Here is a 26,520-nt window from a genome sequence, read left to right as displayed (position 1 = left end):
GTTGAAAAGTCCATGACGGATTTTTCAACCCTTTTTATTTTGCGCAACGGCAAATGGCCGTTACAGTTTGATGTTCAACGAGTGCAGCTTGCGGTATAAATGCGTGCGCTCCATCCCCACGATCGAAGACAGCTTGGCGACGCTGCCGCCGCTTCTTTCGAAATGGTATTCCAGATAAGCCTTTTCGAACTGGTCGCGCGCATCCTTCAACGGCAGATTGAAAAAATCCGGAACCGACGAAGACACGGGAACTTCGTTGCTCACCGTGCCCAGCGCCGACTTGACTTCTTCCAGTTCGATGTCTTCTCCGACGCCGAGAATCATCAGCCGCTGCACCAGATTCTTCAACTCGCGCACATTGCCGCGCCAGCTGTAATTGCGCAGAAAATTCTGCGCCGCCATCGAGAACTTCCGGAACGGCAGATTTTCGTGCTTTACGAAATAGTCCACATAAAAGCTCAACAGCCCCGGCACATCCTCGCTGTGCTCGCGCAAGGGCGGCATGGTCAGGGCCACCTCGTTCAACAGATAATACAACTCCTGCCGGAAGCGGCCGGCTTTGACTTCTTCGTCCAGAGGAATCCGGGTCGAGGCGATTACCCGCACGTCGACCCGCACCGCCTCGCTGCCTCCGACGCGCAGGAACGAGCTCGACTCCAGCGCGCTCAGCAGACGCAACTGCGTTTCCTTGTCCATTCCGCCGATCTCGCCCAGGAACAGGGTGCCGCGGTGCGCCCGCTCAAGCAGGCCCGGATTGATCTTGCCCGCACTTTCCTTGCCGAAAAATTCGACCGCCGAATTTTCCGGGGCGATGCTGCCGACCGCGACATCGACGAACGGCCCGTTCCGCCGCGGACTGTTGTTGTGCAGATAGCGGGCGAACAATTCCTTGCCGACGCCGGCTTCCCCGGCCAGCAAAACCCGCGCTTCGTGCTGCGCAAGGCGCTTGATTTGGTCCTTGATCCGGGCGATCGCGGCGCTTTTGCCGACCGGTTCGATGTCCGCGTACAGTTGCTGCCGGAGCCCGGCATTTTCCTTTTGCAGATTGCTCGTTTCCAGCGCACGGCCGACGATCAGCAGCAATTTGGCCAGCGACAGCGGTTTTTCGAGAAAGTCGTAGGCGCCCAGGCGTGTCGCTTCGACCGCCGTTTCGACCGACCCGTGCCCGGACATCATCACGACCGGACACAGCATCGCATCCTCGGCGACCCATTCCTTCAGCAGCGTGATTCCGTCGGTATCCGGCATCCAGATATCGAGCAAAATCAGGCTCGGGTTTTCGGTTTTCTTCAATTCGCGGGCCGCGGCGGCGTTATCCGCCATGGCGACTTCGTAGCCTTCGTCCGCGAGGATTTCGCCGACCAGGCTGCGGATTTCCGGCTCATCGTCAACGACGAGAATGCGAGTTTTGTTTGCGTTCATATCGGTTTGTTTGAAAGTTAAATGGCGGGCAGCTGAATGATGAAGCCCGCGCCTTGTTTGTGCCGGGTATCGACCCAGATCGCGCCGCCATGCTCCTCGATGATTTTTTTGACGATCGCCAGCCCGAGCCCGGTGCCTTTGGCTTTAGTTGTAACATAGGGTTCGAAAATTTGCTCGATTTGTTCTTCCCTGATGCCGGGCCCGTCGTCGAAGAACCCGATTTCGATAAAATCGCTGTTGTTTTTTTGCATCCGGCGTATGTCGATTTCGATATGGCCGTGGCCCTCGGTCGCTTCCAGGGCGTTTTTGAGCAGATTATGCAGCACTTGCCGGATGCTGATCGGATCGCCGTTGATGCAAAGCCGCTTTTTATCCTGTTCGGCCTGTACGGTAACGCCCGATTTCAGCGTATAAAGTCCGAGCACCTCCTGGACGAGCGCATAAAGGTCGACATTGACCGTCTGCTTTTTCGAAGTCTTCGCATATTCGGAAAAATCGTCGACCATTTCCTTCATCGCCTCGACCTGCTGCACGATCGTGCGCGTCGAGCGCTGCAGGATGTCGGCATCGCCGGATTCCAGCTTGGCGGACAGTTTAAGCTGCAAGCGTTCGGCTGACAATTGGATCGGCGTCAGCGGGTTTTTGATTTCGTGCGCGAGACGTCGGGCAACCTCGCCCCAGGCGGCGTTTTTCTGGGCCTGAATCAAATCGGTCACATCGTCGAACACCACGACCGCGCCGACGCGCGCACCGTCGTGCGAAAACATCGGGGTGCCGCGGCAAAGCAGCTCACGGCGGCCGTTCTGACCCAAAAACGCAATCCGCTGCTGCCAGATGTCGTCCGCCTGTTCCAGTAAACGCTGGATCGACTTCAGCGGTTCGGACAGTTCGCTATGCTCCTCGGCCAGCGATAACAGCGATTGGCCGATGAACTGGTTCACATGCACATGAAAAATCCGGAACGCCGCCTGGTTCGCGGTGCGGATCTTATACCTCGAATCGAAGCTGATCACGCCCGCGGTCAGGTTGGCCAGTATCGTTTCGAGATAGGCGCGCTGGTTTTCGACCTCGACGCCGGCGCGCCGGATTTCGTCGCGCGCCCGCGCGATGCGCTGGGTCATGATGTTGAACGACTCGACCAGAAAGCCCAGATCGTCCTGGGCGGCAACCGGCAATTGCTGGTCGTAATGCCCCGAAGCGACCGCCTGCGTGCCTTTGACCAGTTCCTTGACCGGCGCGACGATGTTGCGGATGCTGATGAAAGCGACCCAGATCGCCGCCAGCAAGCTCATCAGCAAAACCAGCGACAGCGCCAGCGAAAAGGTCAGTTTCAGCGAATCCCTGAGAAAATTCATTTCCTGATAGCGTACGAAAGCGAACTCGACCGAATCGGCCAGATCCGCAATCCGCAAAGGCACCGGAAACAGCGCCTGGATATACCAGGTATCGAGGCCCCGGACCGCCACGATCGAGCGGATCATCAGTTCGTTTTCGCTGACCGGCGCCAGCGCGACGTAATCGTCGCTCTGGCGCAACTGCAGCCAGGTTTGCTCGTCGGGAATGCTGGGCAGGATATCGGTCGGGTTTGCGCTGCTGGATGCGATGATTCGGCCCTGGCGCGAAAACAGCGTCATTTCGGCGGCGCCGACCTGCGCCCGGTAATTTTCGATTTCATGCGCGGTAAAGCCGTCGGAACCGAGCCGGAGTTTTTCGGCCAGCTGCCGGGTCTGCATCAAATGCCAGTGCATTCGCTGGTCCAGTGACGCCTGGCTCAATTCGAGCGCATCTTCCATCGCCCGGTCGATTTCGACGTTGAACCAGCTGTCAATGCCCTGATGCAGAAACTGCATCGAAAAATAAAACACGATCGCGGCCGGCGCCAGCGCCTGCAGCACGAACAATGAGAGCATCCTCGTCGTCAGCCGCGAGCCGGCTTCGCGTTTTTTGAGCTGGCGCGCCAGTGCGTAGATGTTCGCGACCACCAGCGCGAGCAGCACCACCGAACCCAGCGCATTGATCAGCAACAGCCAGGAATACAGTGCGCTGAGTTCGGACGACTCCTGAGTCGCCGTGCTCATCAGTTGCAGCGAAAACAGGATCAGCGCGAACAGGACCAGGATCGATGCACTGACCGGCGGTTTCAGTTTTTCAGATTCCATGAGTACCAGTCGCTCGATAAATACCACTGCGGATTGAGATAGGCGAAAGGACGCAGCGGCAAAGGCAACAATTCGCGGTCGAAGACGACCCGCAGGCCCGCCGTATAACGCTCGCCGGCGGCCAACTCCGATTTGGCCGCAACCGGCACGTATCGAATCGTCGACAGCGCATCCAGCGCCGAGGCCAGCGATGAAAAACTGCCGCCTTCGCCGCTGTCTTCGTTACGGACCCGGTAGACGTTGAGCAGGGCCTGATATTGAATTCTGAAGCGCAGACTTTTTTCCACGATCGTTTCGTCCGGCCAGAAGTCGCGCTGGCGCTTTACCCGGATATTGACCGCCCAGAACAGCGGCACGCCGTTTTTGAGGGCGTCGATCGCTTTCGGGCTGAGCCGGTAGCGAATCTCGGCGGATAATAAATATTCTTCTCCCTGTAAGCCCAGCTCGGCGTATTCGACAAGCGCAGAATAAGCGCCCGCCGACGCGGGCAAAGGTATCAGCCAGCCCAAAATCAGCAGACAGACCGCCGCCTTACGCTTTGCGGAGGCGGGCATAATAAAAACCGTCCATCGCCAGGTCGCCGGGCAGAATCTGCCGCCCTGCCGCGCGCGCGGCACCCCATTCCGCCGTGATCGGCCATTCGATCGCGTCGGGATGGCCGGCCAGAAAGTCTACAATTCGACGCTCGTTCTCTTCCTTCAACACCGAGCAGGTGGCGTACAGCAGGCATCCCCCCGGCGCCAGCAGGCTCCAGGCCGCGTCCAGGATCGCGCGTTGCAGCGCGGCAAGCGGTTCGATATCACCGGCGCGGCGCAGCAGTTTGATGTCGGGATGGCGGCGAATCACGCCGAGCGCCGAACACGGCGCATCGACCAGAATCCGGTCGAACTGCCGCCCGTCCCACCAGTCTTCCGGATGCGAAGCATCGCCGGCTACCGTCTTGGCCTCCAGCCTGAGGCGCCGTAAATTGTCCTCCACGCGGCGCAGCCGGTTTGCGTCGACATCGATCGCAACCATTTCTTTCAGTTGCGGCTGCATCTCGAGAATGTGCGCGGTTTTCCCGCCCGGCGCCGCGCACAGGTCGAGCACCCGCTGCCCCGGTTGTACGTCGAGCAGGCCGGCGGCCAGTTGGGCGGCGGTATCCTGAACCGAAACCAGGCCTTCGGCAAACCCCGGCAGCCTCTCGACCGGCACCGGCTGGTCGAGGATCAGCGCGGAAGCGCAAAAACCGGGCAGCTCGGCGGCGAGGCCTTGCGCGTTCAATAATTCACGATAGGCTTCCCTGGAAATCCGGGCCAAATTGACGCGCAATGCGAAAGGCGGCGGCTGGTTGTTTTCCCGCAGGCAGCGATCGGCTTCATCTGGCCAATCCTGGCGGATTTTCGCGATCAGCCATTCGGGATGGCTACAGCTTGCCGAAGCATTCTCGTCGGCCGCTTTTTCGAACGGTTCCCGTTCCCGGAGATAACGCCGCAACAGCGCGTTGATCAAGCCTTTCGCCCAGGGTTTGCGTCCTGCCGCATTCACCGTTTCGGAAACCGCCGCATGCGTTTTGATCCGCATGAAGCCGAGCTGGTAAAGCCCCACGAGAATCAACAGCCGGATGTGAATATCCTTCAGCGGCCTGTCGAGAAGTTGGGACAGAATGAAGTCGAGCCGGTGGTACTGCCGGCAGACGCCGTAGCACAAGGCCTGCACCAGGGCCCGATCCTGCGGGGACTCGACGGTTTGCAGAACCTGCTCCAGCGCCACGGTCAGGGATTGGCCGTCCACCACGACCCGGGTCAGCACTTTGGCTGCAAGCAATCGTAAGTTCACGGCGGATCAACCCAGCTTCAGGCCATGTACGTCATGCGCATTCAGAAACGCCTGCGCCGGCATCCGTTTGCCCCCGGGCAACTGCACTTCGAGCAGCCTGAGCCAGCCGCTGCCGGTCGCCACGTCCAGATGCTTGTGCGTACATTTCACCTGTCCGGGTTCCGTCCCCGTCTGTTCGAGGAGCGGCTGCGCGCGCCATATGCGCAGCGCTTCCTCCCGGTAGAGGGTTTGAGCGACCGGCCAGGGGTTCAGTCCGCGCACTCGCCGGTCCAGTTCGTCCGCCGGTTTCGTCCAGTCGAGCTCGGCTTCGCTCTTTTCGAGCTTGGCGGCATAAGTGACCTGGGCTTCGTTTTGCGGCTCGGCCCGCACCGTCCCGGCCTCGACCTGGCGCAAGACTTTTTCGAGGCCGATCGGCCCCAAGGCGGCCAGCTTGTCGTGCAGATCGCCAGCCGTATCTTCCGCACCGATCGCGATAGCTTCCTTGTGCAGCATGTCGCCGGCATCCAGCTTCAAGGCGATGCGCATGATCGTGACGCCGGTTTCGGCATCCCCGGCCATCAGCGCGCGCTGGATCGGTGCGGCGCCGCGCCAGCGCGGCAGCAGAGAGGCATGCACATTCAGGCAGCCGTATCTCGGCACATCGAGTACCGCCTGCGGCAAAATCATGCCATAGGCGACGACGACCATCAGATCGGGTTCGAACGCGGCAAGCAAAGCAATCGCTTCGGCCGATTTGAGCGAATCGGGCTGCAGCACCGGAATGCCGGCGGCCAGGGCGGTTTCTTTGACGGGGCTCGGTTGCAGCTTGCGCCCGCGTCCGGCGGGACGGTCGGGTTGGGTATAAACGGCGCAGACCTCGTGTCCGGAAGCCAGCAGCATGTTCAGGGTCGGCACCGCGAATTCGGGGGTACCGGCAAAAATGATCCTCATGCTTTGCCGGCTTCCATTTTATGTATTTTTTCGAGTTTCTTTTTGATACGCTGGCGTTTCAGCGGGGACAGATAATCGACGAATAATTTGCCGTCCAGATGGTCTATTTCATGCTGAATACAGACCGCCAGCAAGTCTCTCGCTTCAAGTTCGAACGGCTGGCCGTCGCGATTCAGCGCCTTGACCCGGACATGCTCGGCCCGCTGGACCTTCTCGAAAAAGCCGGGCACGGACAGGCAGCCTTCTTCGGATTCCTCGACGCCGTCTTTCGCGACGATCTCCGGGTTGATCAGGCAAAGCGGCACATTTTTTTCTTCGCTGACATCGATCACGATCACCCGCCGCTGCACATTCACCTGCGTCGCTGCCAGCCCCACGCCGCGCGATTCGTACATCGTCTCGAACATATCGTCGACCAGTTTCCGAATCGAATCATCGATCGCCTGGACTTTTTCGGCTTTTTTGCGCAACCTTTCATCCGGAAATTCCAGAATGGTTAAAATACTCAACGAACTCTCCACACTTGGTAACTGTTATCAATACTGGAATTCTATCTGAATTCATCTAAACTTTAAAATCAGACAGTTTAAAAACACTCGGCAGGTTTTTTATGGCTTTTCGAACGATTCTCAGCTTTATAGTTCCCTTGGTGTGTTGCTCTGCGGTGCTGGCCGAAGAAATCAGATTGAATCCCTCCCATCCCGACCGCTATACGGTCGTAGAGGGCGATACGCTCTGGGACATCTCCGGAAAGTTTTTAAAGAATCCGGGGCAATGGCCTCTTCTGTGGAGTTATAATAGTCAGATCAAAAATCCGCATCTGATCTATCCCGGCGACACGGTCTATTTTTCGATGGTGAACGGTCAGCCCCGGCTGAGTTTCTCTCCGACCGAAACGGCCGCCGTTTCTCCTTCCTCCGGACCTTGCGTCCTCAACGAAGCGGACATCCAAAACGGACGCACCAGTTTTGCGCTGTCCCCCGAAGGCAAGCTGCAACCCTGCATACGCGAGTCGGCAACCGCCAAGGCCGTACAATTGATTCCGGCCGGAGCGATTCAGAAGTTCCTGTCCCTGCCGCGCGTGCTCGGTGAAAACGAATTGAACCAGGCGCCTTATATAGTGGACATTGCCGGAGAGCATCTGATTGCAGGTAATGGCGACAAGGTGTATGTTCGTGCGATCGAACGGCCGGACAGTCTGACATATGCCGTCTACCGCGAAGGCGATATCTTGAGAAATCCAACCACCCAGGAAGTGTTGGGGCACGAAGCCAAGTACATCGCCGACCTGACCCTGCAGGAGCCCGGAGACCCCGCGACCCTGACGATTACGCAGGCTAAAGGTGAAATCCGTGCCGGCGACCGGGTTCTTCCCATCGGCGAAGAAGAGGTCATGCTGAATTATTTTCCGGTGCCGCCCGAAGAAAGCATCAAAGGCAGCATTATCGGCGTACTCGACGGCGTGACGCAAATCGGCCGGTATAATGTCGTGGTGATCGACAAGGGCATTTCCGACGGCCTAAAAACCGGCCACGAACTGGACATTTACCAGCGCGGCAAAGTCGCGTCGGACCCTTACAGCCCGGTCAAGAACGATACCGTGCAAATGCCCGACGAATACGCCGGCAAGCTGATGGTGTTCAGGCCGTTCAATCGGGTCAGTTATGCACTGGTGATGCAGGCGCAGCGAAACATTCATGTTCTCGACAAGGTTCAAACTCCGGAGTAACGTTACGTCAACCCCCTCTTGCGATCTTTCTTATTGGCTTGCACTGCTGCGCGTGCCGGGAGTCGGCAGCAGAACTTTTCTCGAACTGTTGGAAACGCACTCACCGGCGCAGCTGTTTTCCGAGTCTTCCTCCGCGCTGGCCTCCCTGGGTCTGAAGCCCGCCGCTATTCAGGCGATCAAGCATCCCGACTGGCGGTTGATTGAAGCCGATCTGGCTTGGTCGAGCGGAGCGGATCAACACATCGTCACGTTCGACGACCTTCTTTATCCCGAGTTATTGAAGCAAATCGCCGATCCGCCGCCGGTGCTGTTCGTGCGCGGGGATCCGGCTCTCCTGGCTCGGCCGCAAATCGCGATCGTAGGCAGCCGCAATCCCTCCGCACTGGGACGGGAAACCGCCTTCCAGTTCGCCAAAGTGCTTAGCGCACACGGCTTCGTGATTGTCAGCGGCCTGGCCCTGGGAATCGATGCGGCCGGCCATGAAGGCGCTCTGGAAGGGCAAGGGTTGACCGTGGCCGTGGTCGGCACCGGTCCGGACCGCATCTATCCCGCCGCAAACAAAAACCTGGCCATGCGCATCGTCGGGCAGGGCGCCATCATAACTGAACTGCCGCCCGGCACTCCTGCCAAGGCGCATCATTTCCCGCGCCGCAACCGGATCATCAGCGGTTTATGTCGGGGCCTTCTGGTCGTCGAGGCGGCCAGAGAAAGCGGCTCGCTGATCACGGCGCGCCTGGCGCTGGAGCAAAACCGCGAGGTCTTCGCGATTCCCGGCTCGATTCACAATCCCCTGGCGCGCGGCTGCAATGCGCTGATTCGGGAAGGCGCCAAACTTGTCGAAACGGTGCGAGATATTGTCGAGGAATTAGGTCAATATTATCAAGAAGATATGAATTACATCGCGACGCAGGAGCAATCAATGCTTGACCTGGAGCAGCAAACATTATTGAATCTTGTCATGTATGACCCCACATCCATCGACGATCTGGTCGAGAAAACCGGCAAATCGGTCGAAACGATCGCCTCAATGCTGCTAATCCTGGAGCTGAATGGTTACGTTTCAGCTGTCGCGGGTGGCCGTTATACCCGAATTAAATAATCTCTGGCGGGCGCTATGAAAGAAAATATTTTTGATGTTCTGATGTATCTCTTCGAAAACTATATGGAAGGCGAAACCGAAATTCTTCCCGACAGCGATGTGATCAGAACCGAGTTGCTGGAAGCCGGCTTCGAACAGATCGAAGTCAGCAAGGCGTTCGACTGGCTGGAATCGTTGAGTTTGCAAGGTGCGATTTCACCGACCGTCGCCCCGGCGTTCCGCATTTTTTGCGCCGAGGAAAAAGCCAAGCTGAGCACCGATTGCCTCGATCTGATCCTGTTCCTGGAGCAGAAAGGCATCTTGAGCTCCGCCAATCGCGAAATTGTGATCGATCGGGCGATGGCGCTCGAAAACGAGGAAATTTCGGTCGAAAAACTCAAATGGATCGTGCTGATGGTGCTGTTGAGCCAACCTGATCAGGAAATCGCCTTTTCCCGAATGGAAGATTTCGTTTACGATCTGATTCCAACCTATTTGCATTGATGTTTGAGGCTCGGGTACGCGATTCGAGGTTCGAAGACTTCACCGATTCATCCGATCGCCCGTACTTGGGCCTTGACTTTATTTAAGGATAAATGAGCAAAAATCTTGTTATCGTCGAATCTCCCGCCAAGGCCAAAACCATTGAAAAATACCTCGGCAAGGATTTTCAGGTGCTGGCGTCCTATGGACATGTCCGTGATTTGATCCCGAAGGAAGGCGCGGTTGATCCCGATCATCATTTCGCGATGAAATACGAGGTGATCGAACGCAATTTGCGCCACGTGCAGGCTATCGGCAAGGCGCTCAAAGACGCCGACGCCTTGTATCTCGCGACCGACCCCGACCGCGAGGGCGAAGCGATCTCCTGGCATCTCTATGAGTTGCTGAAGGAAAGAAAAGCTTTGAAAAACAAGGCAGTGCACCGGGTCGTCTTTCACGAAATCACTAAAAAGGCAGTTACCGAAGCGATCGCGCATCCGTCCGAACTGGCAACGAACCTGATCAATGCGCAACAGGCGCGGCGGGCGCTCGATTACCTGGTCGGCTTCAAGCTGTCGCCGCTGCTCTGGAAAAAGATCCGCCGCGGCCTGTCCGCCGGCCGTGTGCAGAGTCCCGCGCTCAGGATGATCGTCGAACGCGAGATGGAAATCGAAGCGTTCAAGAGCCGTGAATATTGGACCATCGATGCGCTGCTGACGGCGGACGAGCAGAACTTCAAGGCCAAGCTGACTCATCTGGCCGGCGAGAAACTGAATCAGTTCAGCATGACCGACCGGCAAACCGCCGACCGGGCCCGGCAAGCCTTGCTGGAGGCCGCGGACGGCCGCCTGATCGTTTCCAAACTCGAAAAGAAGCAGCAGAAGCGCAACCCGGCGCCCCCCTTCACGACCTCGACCCTGCAGCAGGAAGCCGCGCGCAAGCTCGGCTTTACCACCAAACGCACGATGATGGTCGCCCAGCAGCTGTACGAAGGCATCGACATCGGCGGCGAAACCGCCGGGCTGATCACCTACATGCGGACCGACTCGGTCAATTTATCGGTCGAGGCGGTCGCCGAAATGCGCGAGATGATCGCGGAAAACTACGGCCCCGAAAACGTGCCGAAAGAACCGCGGATATTCAAGACCAAATCGAAAAACGCCCAGGAGGCGCATGAAGCGATTCGGCCGACTTACCCCCGCTATCAACCGGCTCAGCTCAAAAAGCATCTCAGCGACGAGCAGTTCAAGCTTTATGACCTGATCTGGAAACGCACGATTGCCTGCCAGATGGCTCAGGCCACGATCAACATGATCGCGGTCGATCTGACCTGCGGCGAACGCAATGAGCATGTATTCAGGGCGACCGGTTCGACGATCGCCTCTCCGGGCTTCATGGCGGTTTATCTGGAAGGCAGGGACGACGCCGGCGACAGCGACGACAAGGAAAGTTTTCTGCCGCCGCTTGCGGAAGGCAGACCGGTGCCGCTGAACGACATCGTCAATGCGCAGCATTTCACCGAACCGCCGCCGCGCTACAGCGAAGCGAGCCTGGTCAAGGCGCTCGAAGAGCATGGGATCGGCCGGCCGTCGACCTATGCCTCGATCATTTCGACCCTGCAGAACCGTGACTACGCGACGCTCGAAAACAAACGCTTCCATCCGACCGATGTCGGCCGGATCGTGAACAAGTTTCTGACCGAGCATTTCACCAAGTATGTCGATTACGACTTCACCGCAAAGCTCGAAGACGATCTCGATGCGGTGTCGCGCGGCGAAAAGGACTGGATTCCGCTGATGGGCGAGTTCTGGAACCCGTTCAACACGCTGATCCAGGAAAAAGACGAAAACGTGCAGCGCAAGGACGTGACCCAGGAAGCGCTCGACGAAAGCTGCCCCGAATGCGGCAGCCCGTTGTCGATTCGCCTCGGCCGCAACGGCCGCTTCATCGGTTGCACCAATTATCCGGGCTGCTCCTATACCCGCAATCTGAACGAGGATCAAAACGAAGCCGCGGAGCCTGAAGTTGTCGATGGACGGACCTGCCCGAAATGCGCTTCGCCACTGGTGCTGAAATCGGGGCGCTACGGCAAATTCATCGGCTGCAGCGCCTACCCGAAGTGCAAACATATCGAACCCTTGGAAAAACCGCTCGATACCGGCGTCGAATGTCCGAAGTGTAAAAAAGGCAGCATCCTGAAGCGCAAGTCGCGCAGCAACAAGATTTTTTATTCCTGCTCGGAATATCCGAAATGCGACTATGCGCTCTGGAATGCACCGCTGAAGGAAAGCTGTCCGGAATGCAACTGGCCGGTGCTGACCGTCAAGGAAACGAAGCGGCGCGGCGTGGAAAAAGTCTGCCCGCAGAAGGATTGCAGCTACGCGACGCCTTATGAAGGCGACCCCGCAGACGCGCAAGGGCCGAAAGAGACCGTCTGATTTGTCGGGCCGATACCCGCTCCCGAACCGAATTTATGCCGAATATCATCATCTACACGACCAAAATCTGCCCTTACTGCATCATGGCAAAACGTTTGCTGGACAGAAAAGGCATCAGCTATACCGAAATCAATGTCGATGCGGAACCCGGCCTGCGCGAAGAAATGATGATCAAATCGAAACGCCGCACCGTTCCGCAGATTTTTATCGGAGACCGCCATATCGGTGGCTTTGACGAGCTGTATGCGCTGGACCAGTCGAAACAACTGGATCCGCTATTGGAGAAATGAGAAGCCGACGGAAGCGGGCCGGGAGTCGGGGCGATTGACGCCCCGGAAAGAATGAAGGCTCAAAACCCTAATTCAGCCTCGTCCAGATCGTCGAACTGCTCTCTGAGCCGCTTTTTTTCCCAGTAAATTTCAATTTTCCGGCGAGCATCGCGTTTGATGGTATCGCCTTCGCTCGAATCGAGCGCTCCAAATTCGGCATCGTCGAAAATGTCGTCCTCATGATCCATATGAGTCAAGGGTTCATCGGCTTTGCTCGCCAACTTTACAGAAGTTCTTGCCATAGTTACACTCTTCAAAAACAAGGATGCTTCCCGGCGGTTTTGCGGAAAGATCGGAAACAAATTGAATAACGCATTCGGTGTCCGGTCCGGCATCGAAACGCTATCCGTTTCAAACAGCCAAACCCAAGGGTCTTGAAATAATGGCGGCGGCTTTCTCGAATTTCAAGCCGTTCCGAAGTATTTCGTATCGAAAAAATCAGCCGTTTTCCACCGCGCATCCCCGCTGATCTACGATGTTAGTGGGGTCAAGAATCCCTCAGAATGGACGCCGGGAGAAACCCACCCTCTATCTTACCGATAAACAGTCGATTTCCTTTCTAAGGACCGGAAAAACCTTCAAAAGTTCTCTGTCGGCCCTCAATCTTTCAAGCCGACGCAAAGCGGAGCCGGAGGAAGGGCTTGAACCGCATCGCCCTTCCGACAGCCCCGCTTTACGGAGAGCGGATTTACCGCTTTTCGAGCAGATAATCCAGCCACAGATTCGACAGCTTTTCCTGCACCGTATTTTGACGCAGGCGCGCGTTCAGATGCGGGAAGTCGACCTTGTCCAGATCCTGATCCTGGTTGTAGCAGGAATACACGAAATATTCCTTGCCGGATTCCGCATCGACGTGCTTGCACAGGCATTGCGCGCAGATGCCTTTCATCATGCACTGCATCGGCGAGTTGATCGAACCGATGGCATGCTGGACCTTGTTCAGGTACGGCTTCAGCACATTGAAGCGGGCATCCTTCACCGCGGCCATCATCCGGTCCGAACCGATCACGATCAGGTGGTCCACATCGGCAAGCGGAATAGGCTGCTCGCCGAGTTCGCCCTTCGCATAGGCAACCATGCACTCCAGAATATTGCCGACGAAGGTCTTGTCCTGCGGCCGCGTCGGCGGGAACGCTTCGGCGCCCGGCGTATTGTCGATCGACCAGATGATTACGTCGGATGCCGCCTCGATGTCTTCGACCTTGAAAATGTCCCGGCGATACTTGTAGCCGGCGAAATAGATCACCTTGTTGCCGGCGTTGCGCAATGCCTTGCCGATCGAGAACAAGACCGCATTGCCGAGGCCGCCGCCGATCAAGAGCACGGTCTGGCCGGTCGGGATTTCGGTCGGCGTGCCGGTTACGCCCATCAGGATCAACGGATCGCCGACCTTCCAGGTCGCGCACAAGCGCGAAGACGAGCCCATTTCCAGCGCGATCAGCGAAATCGTGCCTTTTTCCTTGTCGACTTCCGCTCCGGTCAACGCCAGACCTTCGGACGCCAGCACGGTGCCTTCCTTGACCGGCGCATGGGCTTCGAAATTCTGCAGACGGTAGAACTGGCCCGGCTCGAATTTGGCCGCCGCCATCGGCGCCTTCACGACCACTTCGATGATCGTCGGCGTCAGCCGGTTGATCGCCACGATGGTCGCGCTAAAGGCTTCGTCCAGCGACGCGAAGAACTGTTTCAGGCCGGCGTTGCGTTCGGCTTGCTGGGACGGATCGAGTTCCGCCAGTTCTTTTTCGAATAGTTTCGCAATGTGCGGATAGCCGTTTTTCGCGCTCGCCATCGCCTTGACTACGTTGCCGGCATAGACCGGGTGGTTGTCCCCGTAGAAACTGATGAACCTGCCGTCCTTTTGATAGGAAGTCAGCGGCGCGGGCTTGCCGAGTTTCGGCGCGGCCTCGTCGTGCATCGCCACCAGTTCCAGGTTGCCGCCGTGCCATTCCGGCTGGTAGCGCTGGAAGAACCATTTATCCATCACGAAGGTATCCGGGTACTCGCTCTGGTAAATCGTGTTCGGCGAAGTGCCGGCCGCGATGTACAGGTTGCGCAACGGCACGGTCACCCTTTGCTTCTTGCTGACCCAGCGGCCTTCTTCGAACTCCAGTTTTTCGAATTCGACGGCTTGCAAATGACCGTACGGGTCAGGAATCGCGCTGACCGGACTCATGCCTTCGGCAAGCGCAATGCCTTCTTCGAGCGCTTCGGAAATTTCCTCGTGGTTTTGCCGGTAGGCCGGCGCATCCTTCATGCCTTTACGGTAGAACAGCGTCACGCCGCCCCAGCCCTCGACCAGCGGCTGGAAGTTCGGCGCTTCGCCGGCCGTGGCGGCGCGCTCGCGTTCGGTGCGGATCGCCCGGCCGTGCCCCAGGAATTCGTCCAGGATGATTGTTTCTTCCTGATCGTAGCGCTTCCGCACCGCTTCTTCGCCGTAGACCGACGCCAGCGTTTCGTAGCGGCCGAGCAGTTTTTCGACCTGCACCGGATAATAAGCCATCAGTTCGGTCGCGGTATCGATCGCGGTCAGGCCGCCGCCGATCACGCCGGCCGGCAGGCGTACCTGCAGGTTCGCCAGTGAAGACGACTTCGCCGCGCCGGTCAGCTGCAGCGCCATCAGGAAATCAGACGCCTTGCGGATGCCGCGCAGCAGGTTGTTCTTCAGATCAATGATCGTCGGCTTGCCGGCGCCGGACGCGATGCAGATGTGGTCGAAGCCCATCCGCCAGGCGTCTTCGATCGTGATCGTGCCGCCGAAGCGGATCCCGCCGTAAGCGCGGAACGCGTTCCGGCGCAGCAGCGTCAGGTAGATCACCTTCAAAAAGTTCTTGTCCCAGCGCACGGTAATCCCGTATTCGGCGACGCCGCCGAAACCGGCCAGAATCCGCTTGTCCAGGTCTTCATACAGTTCGCGGAAATCCGCAATCGGCGGAGGCACTGTGTCGCCATCGCCGGTCAACGCGGCAGGCAAAGGCTCCAGCTTCAGGCCGTCGATGCCGGCCACGCCGAAGCCTTCGTTCAACAGGTAATGGCTCATCGTGTAGCCGGCAGGGCCGAGGCCGACGACCAGCACGTTCTTGCCGTTGTAAGGCTGCATTACCGGACGCTTGACGTTCAAAGGATTCCAGCGCGTCAGCAGGCTGTAAATCTCGAAACCGTACGGCATGAACAACACGTCGGTCAACACGTTCGTTTCGATCTGCGGAATATTGACCGGATCGGTTTTCTGGTAGATGCAGCCCTTCATGCAGTCGTTGCAGATCCGGTGGCCGGTGCCGGGGCACATCGGATTGTCGACGATGATGATCGCCAGCGCGCCGATATTGTCGCCGCCGCGCTTGACCAGGTGCATCTCCGAAATCTTCTCTTCGAGCGGGCAGCCGGTCGTGGTGACGCCCAAAGGGTCGACCTTGTAAGTATTGGTTTTCTTGTTGCGCATGCCTTTCGAGCAGGAATCGGTATCCCGGTCATGGCAATAGATGCAGTGATCGACTTCGGACAGGGTTTGCCGCTCGTTGTAGCGCGGATCGGTCAGCTTGAAACCGTCGCGGCGGCGGCGGTGCGCCAGTTCGCCCATCCAGACCGAAAATTCGCCCTTGGCGACGACATCGTGCTCGACCAGATTTTCGAAATCGCGTTTTTCGGGAAATTTGAAACTGAGCCAGTGCTCGGCGATCTGGGGATCGTGCTGGGCAATGAAAGCCCAACGCTGGGCCAAGTCCATCAGCCCATCGACAAAGCTCGCCGCATCGGCTGCCGCGATGATTTCGGCGAACGCCTTTGCCGCTTCGGGATGCGCGGCAAGCTGCGCGCGCAGTTTTTCGGCGGCCGCGTCCGCATTCGGGTAAATGCCGTCCTTGCCTTTCGCAACCGCTTTGTAATGCGAGGACAACTGCCCGATCAGTCCGCCCGCGCGCGCAACCCGGCGCTCGGCATCGCTGTCGTTGACCGCTTCCGGAAACGCGGCCTGAATCAATAACTCGAAGCGGCTTTTGATCCCGCCGACGTCCCACTCGGAAATTGCCTGATTCTTGAAGACCAGATTCAATTTCGCGACGACTTCGTTCTTGTAAGTGAAGATGGTATCGAACTCTTCCCGAATCTTTGCCGCCTGGGCCTGATGCGCTTCCTCGACGCCGAACAGTTTCGCGACGAAACGCCCGACATAAGGCCCCATCTTGACCAGCAGATTCGATACCGCCTCGACCGCCATCCCTTCGCCCTGACATTGGCGGTAAGCGGCAAATTTCTCGAACAATTCGGGGTCATGGCGTTTCACCGAGGCATCGAACGCTTCGAGCAGATCGTTCAGGCGCCGGGCGTCGTACAAATCAGGATAAGTAAAGCCGGAAATTCCAAGCGTAAAGTCGTTATGATCCATAGTCACTTAGGGTCGATTAGCTCAAGACAGTCCAAACGTTGCGAAATTCGCCTGCGTCAGATCTTATGAGAATTGCAAATGAGTCGATGTAACAGGCCATTATATAAATTTTTTATTGACATTTCTACAAAAACCGAATCATTAACCCGCCTGGCTTCTTCAGGCCGGCAAATCTTACGGCACAGCCTGTTGTTGCCGGGCGAGATTTTTGGCGGTTCGGCAAAAAAACTCGGTTACGGCCTGCGATACGGGCCATCCACCTATCCTGTGGATAACTCTGTGGGTAAACTGCCGACAACTATCCGGAGCGCTTCCTGCGATGAAATCGGCAGCCTGGCTGGCGAGGCGAACAGGTCACTGCAGATTTAGAAATTTATAACTTAATATCAATGGGATATAGGATATCAAACGGCATTGCCGGGATGCTTCGATAAAAAAATAATGCTCGCCTTACGACCCGTCGGCCAGACCGGACAATGTTGCCGGCTGTGGAAAAACCTGCGGAGAACCCTGACGCTTTCGGCCAGGCGTTTCCGTGATTCGGGCAAACCGTTTAAGATTCAATGCGAATGGACCGATAGTATTATATAATGAGAAATTTTGAAACGATTCGCCGGATTATCGGCATTATTAAAGATCAGCCATGCGATGTCCGTTTTGCGCCGCCCAGGATACGCGCGTTCTGGATTCCCGATTGACGAATGAAGGCGACCAGGTCCGCCGACGCCGCGAATGCACGGCCTGCAAGGAACGGTTCACGACTTTCGAAGCCGCCGAATTGAGCTTGCCGCGCGTGGTCAAGCGCGACGGCAGCCGCCAGCCGTTCGACGAAAAGAAACTGCGCTCCGGGATGTTGAAGGCGCTCGAAAAACGGCCGGTCAGCGGCGATGATATCGAAATGGCGCTGAACCGGATCAAGAAAGCCTTGATGAGCTCCGGCGACCGGGAAATTACCGCCCAGCAGCTCGGCGAAAAAGTGATGCATGAATTGAGTCATCTCGATCATGTCGCCTATGTCCGCTTCGCCTCGGTTTACCGGAGCTTTCAGGATGTCAGCGAATTCACCGACATGATCAAGCATCTGCAAGAAAAATAGATGGATTCCGCAGACAGCCGGGATTTTCATTACATGGCCAGCGCCTTGCGGCTGGCCCGGAACGGCTTATACACGACCCATCCGAACCCGCGGGTCGGCTGCGTACTGGTCCGCGATGACGAAGTGATCGGCGAAGGCTGGCACGTCAGGGCCGGCGGCGATCATGCCGAAATTGCGGCACTCAAAAGCGCGGATAACGCGAGCGGTGCTACTGCCTATGTGACGCTAGAACCGTGCAGCCATCACGGCAAAACGCCGCCTTGCGCCGACGCGTTGATCGAGGCCGGCATCCGCCGGGTCGTGGCGGCGATGCCGGACCCCAACCCTCTGGTCGCCGGCAGGGGTCTGGCCAAGCTCCGGGAGGCCGGCATCGAAGCCGTCTGCGGCGTGCTGGAAGAAGATGCGCGCCGATTGAACCCCGGCTTCATCCAACGGATGACCACGGGGCGGCCTTTCGTGCGCAGCAAGCTCGCGATGAGCCTGGACGGACGGACGGCGCTGGAATCCGGCGAAAGCCGATGGATCACTTCCCGCGAAGCCCGGCAGGACGTGCACCGGCTCCGGGCGCAAAGTTCGGCGATCCTGACCGGCATCGGCACCGTGCTGGCCGACGATCCGGCGCTGACCGCCCGGATCGGGGACGACGTGCTGCAGCCGGTCAGGATCGTGCTGGATACGCACCTCAGGATGCCGCCCCACATGCAGTTGGCGAAATTGCCGGGGCGCAGCCTGATTTTGACAGCCAGCGGCGATCGGCGCAGAATGGCGGACTTGCAGAAAGCCGGTTTCGAAATTCACCGAATCGTCGAAAAAAACGGCCGCATCGATCTGAACGTCGTAATGACTTTTATGGCCGACCAGCAAGTCAACGAATTGCTGGTCGAAGCGGGACCGGTATTGAACGGCGCCTTGCTGGCCGAGAACCTGGCCGACGAATGGATTGTCTATATGGCACCTTGCGTATTGGGCGACCGGGGACGCGGCCTATTCACGCTGCCCGGCATAAGAACGATGGCCGACAAAAAATTATTGAAGCTGGCCGATGCCCGGCAGATCGGCCCGGACCTGAGATTGACTTACAAGATGTAGGGTACGCGGTGCGTACCTTTGCCAGAGTTGCCGGCCGACTTCCCACTTAGAAGAGGTACGCACAGCGTACCCTACAGTTTTTAAATATATTCGCTTACTTCATGTTCACAGGCATCATTCTGGCAGTCGGAAAAATCACCGCGATCGAGCAACAGGCCGGCGACTGCAGGCTCACGATCGACACCGGCAAGCTTTCGCTGCAAGACGCCGCGCTCGGCGACAGCATCGCGGTGAACGGGGTCTGCCTGACCGCGATCGCGCTGGGGCCGCATTCGTTTTCCGCCGACGTTTCGAACGAAACCCTGTCCCGTACCAGCCTGAAAAGCGCCACGGTCGGCACGCCGGTCAACCTGGAACTGGCGCTGACTCCATCGACCCGTCTCGGCGGCCATATCGTCAGCGGCCATGTCGACGGCCTCGCGACCGTGATCGACAAAAAACCGGATGCGCGCTCGGTGCGCTTCAAATTCAAGGCGCCGGACCCTCTGGCCAGATACATCGCCGAGAAAGGTTCGGTCTGCCTGGACGGGATCAGCCTGACCGTCAACGAAGTCGAAGGCAGCGTTTTCGGCGTGAACATCGTGCCGCACACGCTGAAGGAAACCACGCTGGGCTTTGCGGCTCCCGGCACCGTCGTCAACCTCGAAGTGGACTTGCTGACCCGCTATCTGGAGCGGCTGATGCTTGGCCAGAGCGCCCAGCCCGAAGAAAAGGTCACGCTCGACCTTCTGCAGCGCAGCGGATTTTTAGGCTGACCGAAATCAAAAGCTATGAACACGATCGAAGAAATCATCGAAGATTTGCGCCAGGGCAAGATGGTCATCATCATGGATAACGAGGACCGCGAGAACGAAGGCGACCTAGTAATGGCGGCCGCATTTACGCGCCCCGAGGACATCAATTTCATGGCGCGCTACGGCCGCGGCCTGATCTGCCTGACGCTGACCGGCGAACGCTGCCAGAAGCTGCGCCTGCCACTGATGACCAACGAGAACAAAACCGCGCATTCGACCAATTTCACCGTCTCGATCGAGGCGGCGACCGGCGTTACGACCGGCATTTCGGCCGCCGACCGGGCCCGTACCGTGCAGTGCGCGGTCGCGCCGGACGCCAAGCCGGAAGATTTGATCCAACCCGGCCACATCTTTCCACTGATGGCGAAATCGGGCGGCGTGCTGAACCGGGCCGGCCACACCGAAGCCGGCTGCGATCTGGCGCGCCTGGCCGGCGTCGAGCCGGCCGCGGTGATCGTCGAGATCCTGAACGACGACGGCACGATGGCCCGGCGTCCCGATCTCGAACGCTTCGCCGCGGAGCATAATTTGAAGATCGGCACGATCTCCGACCTGATCCACTACCGGATTCAGCACGAAAATACGCTCGAACGGATCAGCGAATGCCTGCTTCCGAGCGAATTCGGCGATTTCCGGCTTTACGCGTACCAGGACCGCAACGACAACAACCTGCATCTGGCACTGGTGATGGGGCAGGTGTCCGGCGACGAACCGGTGCTGGTCCGGGTGCATGCCCGCAACCTGCTCGACGACCTGTTCGCCTCGAAACGCAACGCGAGCAGCGTCTCGATTCGCGCGGCGATGCAGAAAATCGCCGAAGCGGGCCGTGGGGTGCTGGTGGTGATCCGGCGCAGCGACGATACCAAGTCGCTGGTCGAACTGATCCACCGCTATCAATTGCAGGATAACGGCATCCATGTCGGCGAAGACGAATTCGAAGGGCCGGACTGGCGGATGACCGGCACCGGCGCGCGGATACTGGCCGATCTCGGCGTGCACAAGCTGAAAGTGCTGGGCGCCCAGAAAAAATATGTCGGCCTGTCGGGCTTCGATCTGGAAGTGTCCGAACATGTCGGCGCGGACGCGTCGGACGAATCGTCCGCGTAGGGCGGATTCGGCGTGCTCGGCGCAAACCTGGCGGGTTCGTCAATGCGTTCCGCGCGCCGAATCCGCCATTGGCTGCTACCTCTCTGTCCAAAACGTCAGCCCCGCGTAAAGCCCAACGACTTTCCCCTGAGCGAGCAGGGCTTTTTGAACCCGCGTATTCTCGCGTACGAGCATACGCGCGCACGGCCTCTGTCTGCCGGCGCATTTCTCTTTATCTGTGCGGATTTTCTATGAGCATTACCACGTTTGAAGGCAATTTCTCGGCGGAAGGCGGCAAATTTTGCATCATCGCCTCCCGTTTCAACAGTTTCATCGTCGAGCAACTGGAGGCCGGCGCGATCGATACGCTGGTTCGCCACGGCGCGAACAAGGCGGACATTCATCTGGTCAAGGCACCCGGCGCGTTCGAATTGCCTTTGGTCGCGCAGCGCGTCGCCGCTTCGCAGAAATACCATGCGCTCATCGCGATCGGCGCGGTCATTCGGGGCGGCACGCCGCATTTCGAATATGTCGCGGGCGAATGCGTGAAAGGGCTGGCCGGCGTCTCGCTGCAATACAATGTGCCGGTCAGCTTCGGGGTATTGACCGTCGATACGATCGAACAGGCGATCGAACGCGCCGGCACGAAGGCCGGCAACAAAGGCGCCGAAGCGGCCCTGTCCGCGATCGAGATGGTTAGCCTGTTCAACCGGCTGGACAACTGATGAGCCAGGCCCGTACCCATGCCCGCCAAGCCGCTGTCCAGGCTTTGTATCAATGGCAGATGAGCGGACACAACCTCGGCGAGATCGAGCGCCAGTTTCTCGAAGACGGCCGCCTGAAAGATGCGCAGAAAAGCTATTTCAACGAGCTCTTGTTCGGCGTTCCGAAAAACCTGGAGGCGATCGATCAACTGCTGGCCGAATTTGTCGACCGGCCGATCGACAAGATCGATCCGGTCGAACGTGCGATCCTGCGGATCGGCGTTTACGAGCTGGAGTACCGCCTGGACATGCCGTACCGGGTCATCCTAAACGAAGGGATCAATCTGGCCAAGTGCTTCGGCGCCGACGGCAGCCATAAATATGTGAACGGGATTCTCGACAAAGTCGCGCAAAAAAAACGCGCCGCGGAAGTCAAAAGCAAAAAAAGCGCGGGAACCAAAATCCAGGGACCGGGGTAGGATGGGTAGAGCGAAGCGAAACCCATCAGTCGGTGTACGGCATGGTTATTTGTCGAGATGGGTTTGGATCGATAGGTTTCGGCTGACGCCTCTCGGCAACTGTTCCCAGCGTTGCTCTAGCTCCTGCATCCATGCAGTCGTACCCATCCTACCCTTGCCATCCGGAATGAATGCCCTAAAATCATGCCCCTCTCCGAATTTTCGCTGATACGGCGTTTTTTTACCGAACAACGAGCCGGCAATCCGAGCACCCGTCTCGGCATCGGCGACGATTGCGCCTTGCTTTCGATTCCCGAAGGCTACGAGCTCGCGATCACCGCCGACACGATGGTCGAAAACGTGCATTTTTTCGCGGGCGCCGATCCGCAACGGCTGGGGCATAAACTGCTGGCGGTCAATCTCAGCGATCTGGCCGCGATGGGCGCAAGCCCCCTGTCCGTTACGCTGGCGCTGACCCTGCCGAAAGTCGACGAAGCCTGGCTGGCCGATTTCGCGCAAGGCTTCCTGGACCTGGCCGCCCGCTACTCGGTCGACCTGATCGGCGGCGACACCACGTCGGGACCGTTGACCCTGACCGTGCAGGCGATGGGCCTGGTGCCGGCAGGCCAAGCCTTGAGGCGCTCCACCGCCAGGCCCGGCGATTCAATCTACGTGACCGGCCATCTCGGCGACGCCGGACTCGGCCTGAAGATCTGCCAGGGTTACCGCTGCGACCGGCCGGAGGCGGCCTTAAACCGTTTCCACCAGCCCGAGCCGAGGTGCGCCGAAGGCCAGGCGCTGCGCGGCATCGCGAACGCCTGCATCGACATTTCGGACGGCCTTGCCGGCGATCTCGGCCATATCCTCGCGCAAAGCGGCGTCGGCGCGACGCTCGACTGGGATGCGCTGCCGCTGTCGGCGGAAGTGCAAGCCTACATCGAAGCGACCGGCAACTGGCGACTGCCGCTGACCGCCGGAGACGATTACGAACTGTGCTTTACGGTCAGCCCCGAAAAAATTTCAACATTGCCTTTGGAATGTCATAAAATCGGTATAATCGGGCCGGAGCCGGGACTGCGGCTGAACAAAGCGGACACGATATATTTTTTGAAGGCGCAAGGCTATGAACATTTTTCATAAAACGGGACTGGGCCAAAACCAATTGACCGCCAAGCAGATCATGACCGATCCGGTGCTGTTCCTGGCCTTCGGGTTCGGCTCCGGGCTCGCCAGAAAGGCGCCCGGCACCTTCGGCACGGCCGCCGCGATTCCTTTGTACTGGCTGTTCGTGCAAATGGGCCTGCCTGTCTACAGCGTGCTGACCGTCGCCGCGATACTGGCGGGCATCCCGATTTGCGGGATCGCGGCCGCAAAACTCGGCGAGCATGACTTCAACGGAATCGTCTGGGACGAAGTCGCCGGCCTCCTGGTCACGATGTGGCTGGTTCCCTTTTCCTGGAAAGCCTTGCTGCTCGGCTTCGTGCTGTTCCGGATTTTCGACATCGTCAAACCCTGGCCGATCAAATGGATCGATCGGAAAATGATGGGCGGCCTCGGCATCATGCTCGACGACGTGCTGGCGGCGGTGTTCGCGGGCGCGCTGCTGTGGGCGGCGGCGCAGCAGGGCTGTCTTTGAGGGGGGCGTTGACCGTGGCGGATAACGGCGCCGAACCCCGGCCGCGTATCCTGAACATCGCTCATCGCGGCGCGCGCGCTTTTGCGCCCGAAAACACCCTGGAGGCGTTTGCGAAGGCGCAAACCTTCGGCTGCGAGATGATCGAGCTGGACGTGCACCTCTCCCGGGATAGCGAGCTCATCGTCCACCACGACGATAATCTGCTCCGCTGTACCGATATCGAGGATCAATTTCCGGGACAGCCGAGCTACTTCATCTCCGATTTCGCCTACGAAGAAATCCGGCAGCTCGATGCGGGCCGCTGGTTTACGCAGGAGCTGGCACTGGCGCCCGAAAAACGGCAAGGGTTCCTGCAGAGCCTGACGCCGGACGAATTCGCCCGCTACATTCCGCCCGAAGATCTCGCCCATTACGCCTCCGGCGCGGTCAGGGTGCCCACGCTCCGGCAGGCGCTCGAACTGGCCAGAAACCTGGGCTTGAAGGTCAACATCGAACTCAAGATGCTGCCGCGCATGTATTCCGGCCTGACCGACGCGGTGCTCGATCTGATCGAAGCACTGGCGATGCAGGCCGATGTCCTGATTTCTTCGTTCGATCACGAGCAAGTGCGGCAGGTGCGCCAGCGTACGCCGGCTGTAGCGACCGCGGTCCTGACCAACGAACGCCTAGCCTTGCCCGGCGACTACCTCGAACGCATCGGCGCGAATGCCTTTCATCCGGGTACCGAACCGCTAGGGCTTCATGCCGTCATCCGCCGCCTGGACAGCGAACCGATCGATGCCCTGCGCAGGCGGGGCAAACAGGTGAACGTCTGGACCTGCAATGACAAAGCGCAGATGCGGCAGCTGATCGCGGCGGGCGTGACCGGCCTGATTTCGGATTATCCGAACCGGGTTCGCGAGGTTCTCGACGAAACGTTCGCGCCGACGTCTTAAACCGGGAGATTGACTCATGAAACTCGAATTCCACGGCGCCGATCAAAATGTAACCGGCTCCTGTCATCTGCTGGAAGCCGCCGGCAAGAAAATGCTGATCGATTGCGGGCTCTACCAGGGCGGCCGCGAAATGGAAGAAGAAAATGCCGAACCGTTCGGCTTCGATCCCGCAGGCATCGATTACCTGCTGCTGACGCACGCCCACCTGGATCACTGCGGACGCATCCCGTTGCTGGTCAAACAGGGATTCAAAGGCGAAATCATCGCGACCGCGGCAACCTGCGAACTGGCGCGCATCGTATTGCTGGATTCGGCGAAGCTGCTCGAAGACGAAGCCAACTATAAGGCCAGGAAAGCTTCCAGGCACGGTCATGAAGCCTCGATCGAGCCGATCTATAATGTGGTCGACGTATTGAACTGCTTCGGTTTTTTCGGCCGCGCCGCGACTTACGACCAACCCGTTGCGATCGCTCCGGGGATAAAGGCGACCTTCATCGACGCCGGGCATATCCTGGGTTCCGCCGCGATCGTACTCGATATCGAACAGGGGGGGCGGCCACACAGGCTCCTGTTTTCCGGCGACCTGGGCTACAGCGGCCGGGCCATTATCCGGGATCCGGCGCCGCCCCCGCCAGCCGATATCGTGGTGATGGAAACCACTTACGGCGACCGTCTGCATAAAGCGCTGGAACCGACACGGGAAGAATTCTACGCGGCCATCCGCAAAACCCTGGGCCGGGGCGGCAATGTGATCATTCCCAGCTTCGCGCTCGAACGCGCGCAGGAGCTGCTCTATTACCTGCGCGAGGGGATCGAGCAGAGGCGCCTTCCACCTTACCTGCCGGTGTTTCTCGATTCGCCGATGGCCATTTCCGCAACGCAAATCTATCAGCGCCATCCGGAGTGTTTCGACGAGGAAACCCGTGCGACTCTGGCTTCGGGCCAGGATCCGTTCATGTTTCCCGGCCTGCGTTTCTGCCGGGAAACCGCCGATTCGATCGCGATCAACAATTTTGCCGGCGGCGCGGTGATCATCGCCGGTTCCGGGATGTGTACCGGCGGCCGCGTCAAGCATCATCTCAAGCACAACCTTTGGGGACGGAACAACGCGGTCATTTTCGTGGGTTTCGCCGCGTACGGGACGCTGGCGCGCCAGATTGTGGACAGCGCCGAGTCGGTCAGGATCTTCGGCGAAGAGATTCCGGTCAATGCCGAGATCCATACGATCGGCGGCTTCTCCGCGCATGCGGACCAGGCCGAACTGCTGGCCTGGCACAAGCGGGCCGGCCGGCCGAAGGTCACTTTTCTGGTGCACGGCGATAAAGAGGTGATTCCGATCTTCGCGAACAAACTGCTGAATACCGAGGTGGAGATACCGGCCCTGCATCAGCGTTACGATCTGGAAAAATGGCTTGAGTCGCCAGGAATGATTCCATCCTGAAATCCAACTGCTTGAGGTGCCGCCATGCCTGTAAATTCCACTTCTTCAACAGATCCGTTCATGCTGGCGGCGATTGCCGAGGCGGAAGCCGGCCTGAGTGAAGGCGGCATCCCGATCGGTTCGGTGCTCGTCCATCAGGGCAGGATCATCGGCCGGGGCCACAACCGCCGGATCCAGCAGGGCAGCGCGATCCTGCACGGCGAAATGGATGCGCTCGAAAATGCGGGACGGCTGCCCGCCTCGGTGTACACGCAGAGCGTCCTGTACACGACGCTGTCTCCCTGCGCGATGTGCACCGGCGCGATTTTACTTTACCGCATTCCACAGGTCATCGTCGGCGAAAATCTCACTTTTTTGGGCGAAGAAGCGTTGCTGCGGAACCGGGGCGTGAAAGTCGACGTGCTCCAGAATACCCGCTGCATCGACCTGATGAAACAGTTCATCCGGAATCATCCGGCACTCTGGAACGAAGATATCGGAGCCTGAATTCCGGCGTAACGGCACCTCGCTGCCC

General features: G+C 58.7%; 24 protein-coding genes. 16 read left to right on the top strand and 8 right to left on the bottom strand.

What is annotated here, in order from left to right; all coding sequences use genetic code 11:
- Positions 1-60 precede the first annotated feature (60 nt).
- The 6 genes from METAL_RS01375 to def are packed head-to-tail and all read right to left on the bottom strand — an operon-like array spanning position 61 to position 6,838.
- Positions 61-1,422 carry a sigma-54-dependent transcriptional regulator gene (locus METAL_RS01375; protein ID WP_005368884.1) on the bottom strand — a complete coding sequence of 454 codons (1,362 nt, stop codon included), beginning with the start codon at positions 1,420-1,422 and terminating at the stop codon, positions 61-63.
- 17 nt (positions 1,423-1,439) lie between these two features.
- Positions 1,440-3,581, bottom strand: a complete 2,142-nt coding sequence (locus METAL_RS01370) for a sensor histidine kinase (protein WP_005368882.1) — start codon at positions 3,579-3,581, stop codon at positions 1,440-1,442.
- Positions 3,563-4,135, bottom strand: coding sequence for a DUF4390 domain-containing protein (locus METAL_RS01365; protein WP_005368881.1), 573 nt, complete (start codon positions 4,133-4,135; stop codon positions 3,563-3,565). The genes METAL_RS01370 and METAL_RS01365 overlap by 19 nt, the downstream gene beginning before the upstream one ends.
- Positions 4,113-5,399 (bottom strand): 16S rRNA (cytosine(967)-C(5))-methyltransferase RsmB, encoded by a 1,287-nt coding sequence (gene rsmB / locus METAL_RS01360; protein WP_005368879.1) that lies wholly within the window; start codon positions 5,397-5,399, stop codon positions 4,113-4,115. The genes METAL_RS01365 and rsmB overlap by 23 nt, the downstream gene beginning before the upstream one ends.
- Before the next feature lie 6 nt (positions 5,400-5,405).
- Entirely contained in the window at positions 5,406-6,329 is a 924-nt protein-coding gene (gene fmt, locus METAL_RS01355) for a methionyl-tRNA formyltransferase (protein ID WP_005368877.1), read from the bottom strand.
- Positions 6,326-6,838, bottom strand: coding sequence for a peptide deformylase (def, locus tag METAL_RS01350; RefSeq protein WP_005368876.1), 513 nt, complete (start codon positions 6,836-6,838; stop codon positions 6,326-6,328). The genes fmt and def overlap by 4 nt, the downstream gene beginning before the upstream one ends.
- Before the next feature lie 101 nt (positions 6,839-6,939).
- Here def and METAL_RS01345 point away from each other — a divergent pair, with 101 nt between their 5' ends.
- From METAL_RS01345 to grxC, 5 genes are all read left to right on the top strand, one after another.
- Entirely contained in the window at positions 6,940-8,058 is a 1,119-nt protein-coding gene (locus METAL_RS01345; protein ID WP_005368875.1) for a LysM peptidoglycan-binding domain-containing protein, read from the top strand.
- Positions 8,027-9,157 carry a DNA-processing protein DprA gene (gene dprA / locus METAL_RS01340; protein WP_005368873.1) on the top strand — a complete coding sequence of 377 codons (1,131 nt, stop codon included), beginning with the start codon at positions 8,027-8,029 and terminating at the stop codon, positions 9,155-9,157. Before METAL_RS01345 ends, dprA begins: the two co-directional genes overlap by 32 nt.
- A gap of 15 nt (positions 9,158-9,172) precedes the next feature.
- Complete coding sequence (locus METAL_RS01335) at positions 9,173-9,640, top strand: Smg family protein (protein WP_005368871.1); 468 nt, start codon at positions 9,173-9,175, stop codon at positions 9,638-9,640.
- A gap of 92 nt (positions 9,641-9,732) precedes the next feature.
- Positions 9,733-12,057: a type I DNA topoisomerase gene (gene topA, locus METAL_RS01330; RefSeq protein ID WP_005368869.1), complete on the top strand. Its 2,325-nt coding sequence runs from the start codon at positions 9,733-9,735 to the stop codon at positions 12,055-12,057.
- A gap of 35 nt (positions 12,058-12,092) precedes the next feature.
- Positions 12,093-12,347 carry a glutaredoxin 3 gene (grxC, locus tag METAL_RS01325; RefSeq protein ID WP_005368868.1) on the top strand — a complete coding sequence of 85 codons (255 nt, stop codon included), beginning with the start codon at positions 12,093-12,095 and terminating at the stop codon, positions 12,345-12,347.
- A 59-nt stretch (positions 12,348-12,406) separates the two neighbouring features.
- Here the strand turns inward: grxC and METAL_RS01320 are convergent, their stop codons facing one another.
- On the bottom strand, positions 12,407-12,628 hold the full coding sequence (locus METAL_RS01320) for a PA3496 family putative envelope integrity protein (RefSeq protein WP_036304347.1): 222 nt from the start codon (positions 12,626-12,628) through the stop codon (positions 12,407-12,409).
- Between the two features lie 446 nt (positions 12,629-13,074).
- Positions 13,075-16,767, bottom strand: coding sequence for an FAD-dependent oxidoreductase (locus tag METAL_RS01315; RefSeq protein WP_005368864.1), 3,693 nt, complete (start codon positions 16,765-16,767; stop codon positions 13,075-13,077).
- A gap of 643 nt (positions 16,768-17,410) precedes the next feature.
- Between METAL_RS01315 and nrdR the strand changes: the two genes are divergently transcribed.
- From nrdR to METAL_RS01260, 11 genes are all read left to right on the top strand, one after another.
- Positions 17,411-17,863, top strand: a complete 453-nt coding sequence (gene nrdR / locus METAL_RS01310; RefSeq protein ID WP_005368862.1) for a transcriptional regulator NrdR — start codon at positions 17,411-17,413, stop codon at positions 17,861-17,863.
- Positions 17,864-18,952, top strand: coding sequence for a bifunctional diaminohydroxyphosphoribosylaminopyrimidine deaminase/5-amino-6-(5-phosphoribosylamino)uracil reductase RibD (ribD, locus tag METAL_RS01305; RefSeq protein WP_005368860.1), 1,089 nt, complete (start codon positions 17,864-17,866; stop codon positions 18,950-18,952).
- Between the two features lie 101 nt (positions 18,953-19,053).
- Positions 19,054-19,707, top strand: coding sequence for a riboflavin synthase (locus METAL_RS01300; RefSeq protein ID WP_005368858.1), 654 nt, complete (start codon positions 19,054-19,056; stop codon positions 19,705-19,707).
- Positions 19,708-19,722: 15 nt separating this feature from the next.
- Positions 19,723-20,853 carry a bifunctional 3,4-dihydroxy-2-butanone-4-phosphate synthase/GTP cyclohydrolase II gene (gene ribBA / locus METAL_RS01295; RefSeq protein ID WP_005368857.1) on the top strand — a complete coding sequence of 377 codons (1,131 nt, stop codon included), beginning with the start codon at positions 19,723-19,725 and terminating at the stop codon, positions 20,851-20,853.
- A 230-nt stretch (positions 20,854-21,083) separates the two neighbouring features.
- Positions 21,084-21,557, top strand: coding sequence for a 6,7-dimethyl-8-ribityllumazine synthase (gene ribH / locus METAL_RS01290; RefSeq protein ID WP_005368855.1), 474 nt, complete (start codon positions 21,084-21,086; stop codon positions 21,555-21,557).
- On the top strand, positions 21,557-22,015 hold the full coding sequence (nusB, locus tag METAL_RS01285; protein ID WP_005368854.1) for a transcription antitermination factor NusB: 459 nt from the start codon (positions 21,557-21,559) through the stop codon (positions 22,013-22,015). The genes ribH and nusB overlap by 1 nt, the downstream gene beginning before the upstream one ends.
- A 183-nt stretch (positions 22,016-22,198) precedes the next feature.
- Positions 22,199-23,134, top strand: a complete 936-nt coding sequence (gene thiL, locus METAL_RS01280) for a thiamine-phosphate kinase (protein ID WP_005368851.1) — start codon at positions 22,199-22,201, stop codon at positions 23,132-23,134.
- Positions 23,118-23,630 (top strand): phosphatidylglycerophosphatase A family protein, encoded by a 513-nt coding sequence (locus tag METAL_RS01275; protein ID WP_005368849.1) that lies wholly within the window; start codon positions 23,118-23,120, stop codon positions 23,628-23,630. Before thiL ends, METAL_RS01275 begins: the two co-directional genes overlap by 17 nt.
- A gap of 14 nt (positions 23,631-23,644) precedes the next feature.
- On the top strand, positions 23,645-24,565 hold the full coding sequence (locus METAL_RS01270; RefSeq protein ID WP_040578410.1) for a glycerophosphodiester phosphodiesterase: 921 nt from the start codon (positions 23,645-23,647) through the stop codon (positions 24,563-24,565).
- A gap of 16 nt (positions 24,566-24,581) precedes the next feature.
- On the top strand, positions 24,582-26,006 hold the full coding sequence (locus tag METAL_RS01265; RefSeq protein ID WP_005368846.1) for an MBL fold metallo-hydrolase: 1,425 nt from the start codon (positions 24,582-24,584) through the stop codon (positions 26,004-26,006).
- Between the two features lie 24 nt (positions 26,007-26,030).
- Positions 26,031-26,492: a nucleoside deaminase gene (locus METAL_RS01260; protein WP_005368844.1), complete on the top strand. Its 462-nt coding sequence runs from the start codon at positions 26,031-26,033 to the stop codon at positions 26,490-26,492.
- Positions 26,493-26,520 lie beyond the last annotated feature (28 nt).

Source organism: Methylomicrobium album BG8 (assembly GCF_000214275.2).
Taxonomy (GTDB): domain Bacteria; phylum Pseudomonadota; class Gammaproteobacteria; order Methylococcales; family Methylomonadaceae; genus Methylomicrobium; species Methylomicrobium agile.
This window is presented reverse-complemented; position numbering and strand designations above follow the sequence as displayed.

Bases quoted from the DNA above. Each gene is read 5' to 3' on its own strand.
- METAL_RS01375 (WP_005368884.1), bottom strand. From the start codon at position 1,422: ATGAACGCAAACAAAACTCGCATTCTCGTCGTTGACGATGAGCCGGAA.
- METAL_RS01370 (WP_005368882.1), bottom strand. From the start codon at position 3,581: ATGGAATCTGAAAAACTGAAACCGCCGGTCAGTGCATCGATCCTGGTC.
- METAL_RS01365 (WP_005368881.1), bottom strand. From the start codon at position 4,135: ATGCCCGCCTCCGCAAAGCGTAAGGCGGCGGTCTGTCTGCTGATTTTG.
- fmt (WP_005368877.1), bottom strand. From the start codon at position 6,329: ATGAGGATCATTTTTGCCGGTACCCCCGAATTCGCGGTGCCGACCCTG.
- METAL_RS01345 (WP_005368875.1), top strand. From the start codon at position 6,940: ATGGCTTTTCGAACGATTCTCAGCTTTATAGTTCCCTTGGTGTGTTGC.
- dprA (WP_005368873.1), top strand. From the start codon at position 8,027: ATGTTCTCGACAAGGTTCAAACTCCGGAGTAACGTTACGTCAACCCCC.
- METAL_RS01335 (WP_005368871.1), top strand. From the start codon at position 9,173: ATGAAAGAAAATATTTTTGATGTTCTGATGTATCTCTTCGAAAACTAT.
- topA (WP_005368869.1), top strand. From the start codon at position 9,733: ATGAGCAAAAATCTTGTTATCGTCGAATCTCCCGCCAAGGCCAAAACC.
- grxC (WP_005368868.1), top strand. From the start codon at position 12,093: ATGCCGAATATCATCATCTACACGACCAAAATCTGCCCTTACTGCATC.
- METAL_RS01320 (WP_036304347.1), bottom strand. From the start codon at position 12,628: ATGGCAAGAACTTCTGTAAAGTTGGCGAGCAAAGCCGATGAACCCTTG.
- METAL_RS01315 (WP_005368864.1), bottom strand. From the start codon at position 16,767: ATGGATCATAACGACTTTACGCTTGGAATTTCCGGCTTTACTTATCCT.
- nrdR (WP_005368862.1), top strand. From the start codon at position 17,411: ATGCGATGTCCGTTTTGCGCCGCCCAGGATACGCGCGTTCTGGATTCC.
- ribD (WP_005368860.1), top strand. From the start codon at position 17,864: ATGGATTCCGCAGACAGCCGGGATTTTCATTACATGGCCAGCGCCTTG.
- METAL_RS01300 (WP_005368858.1), top strand. From the start codon at position 19,054: ATGTTCACAGGCATCATTCTGGCAGTCGGAAAAATCACCGCGATCGAG.
- ribBA (WP_005368857.1), top strand. From the start codon at position 19,723: ATGAACACGATCGAAGAAATCATCGAAGATTTGCGCCAGGGCAAGATG.
- ribH (WP_005368855.1), top strand. From the start codon at position 21,084: ATGAGCATTACCACGTTTGAAGGCAATTTCTCGGCGGAAGGCGGCAAA.
- nusB (WP_005368854.1), top strand. From the start codon at position 21,557: ATGAGCCAGGCCCGTACCCATGCCCGCCAAGCCGCTGTCCAGGCTTTG.
- thiL (WP_005368851.1), top strand. From the start codon at position 22,199: ATGCCCCTCTCCGAATTTTCGCTGATACGGCGTTTTTTTACCGAACAA.
- METAL_RS01275 (WP_005368849.1), top strand. From the start codon at position 23,118: ATGAACATTTTTCATAAAACGGGACTGGGCCAAAACCAATTGACCGCC.
- METAL_RS01265 (WP_005368846.1), top strand. From the start codon at position 24,582: ATGAAACTCGAATTCCACGGCGCCGATCAAAATGTAACCGGCTCCTGT.
- METAL_RS01260 (WP_005368844.1), top strand. From the start codon at position 26,031: ATGCCTGTAAATTCCACTTCTTCAACAGATCCGTTCATGCTGGCGGCG.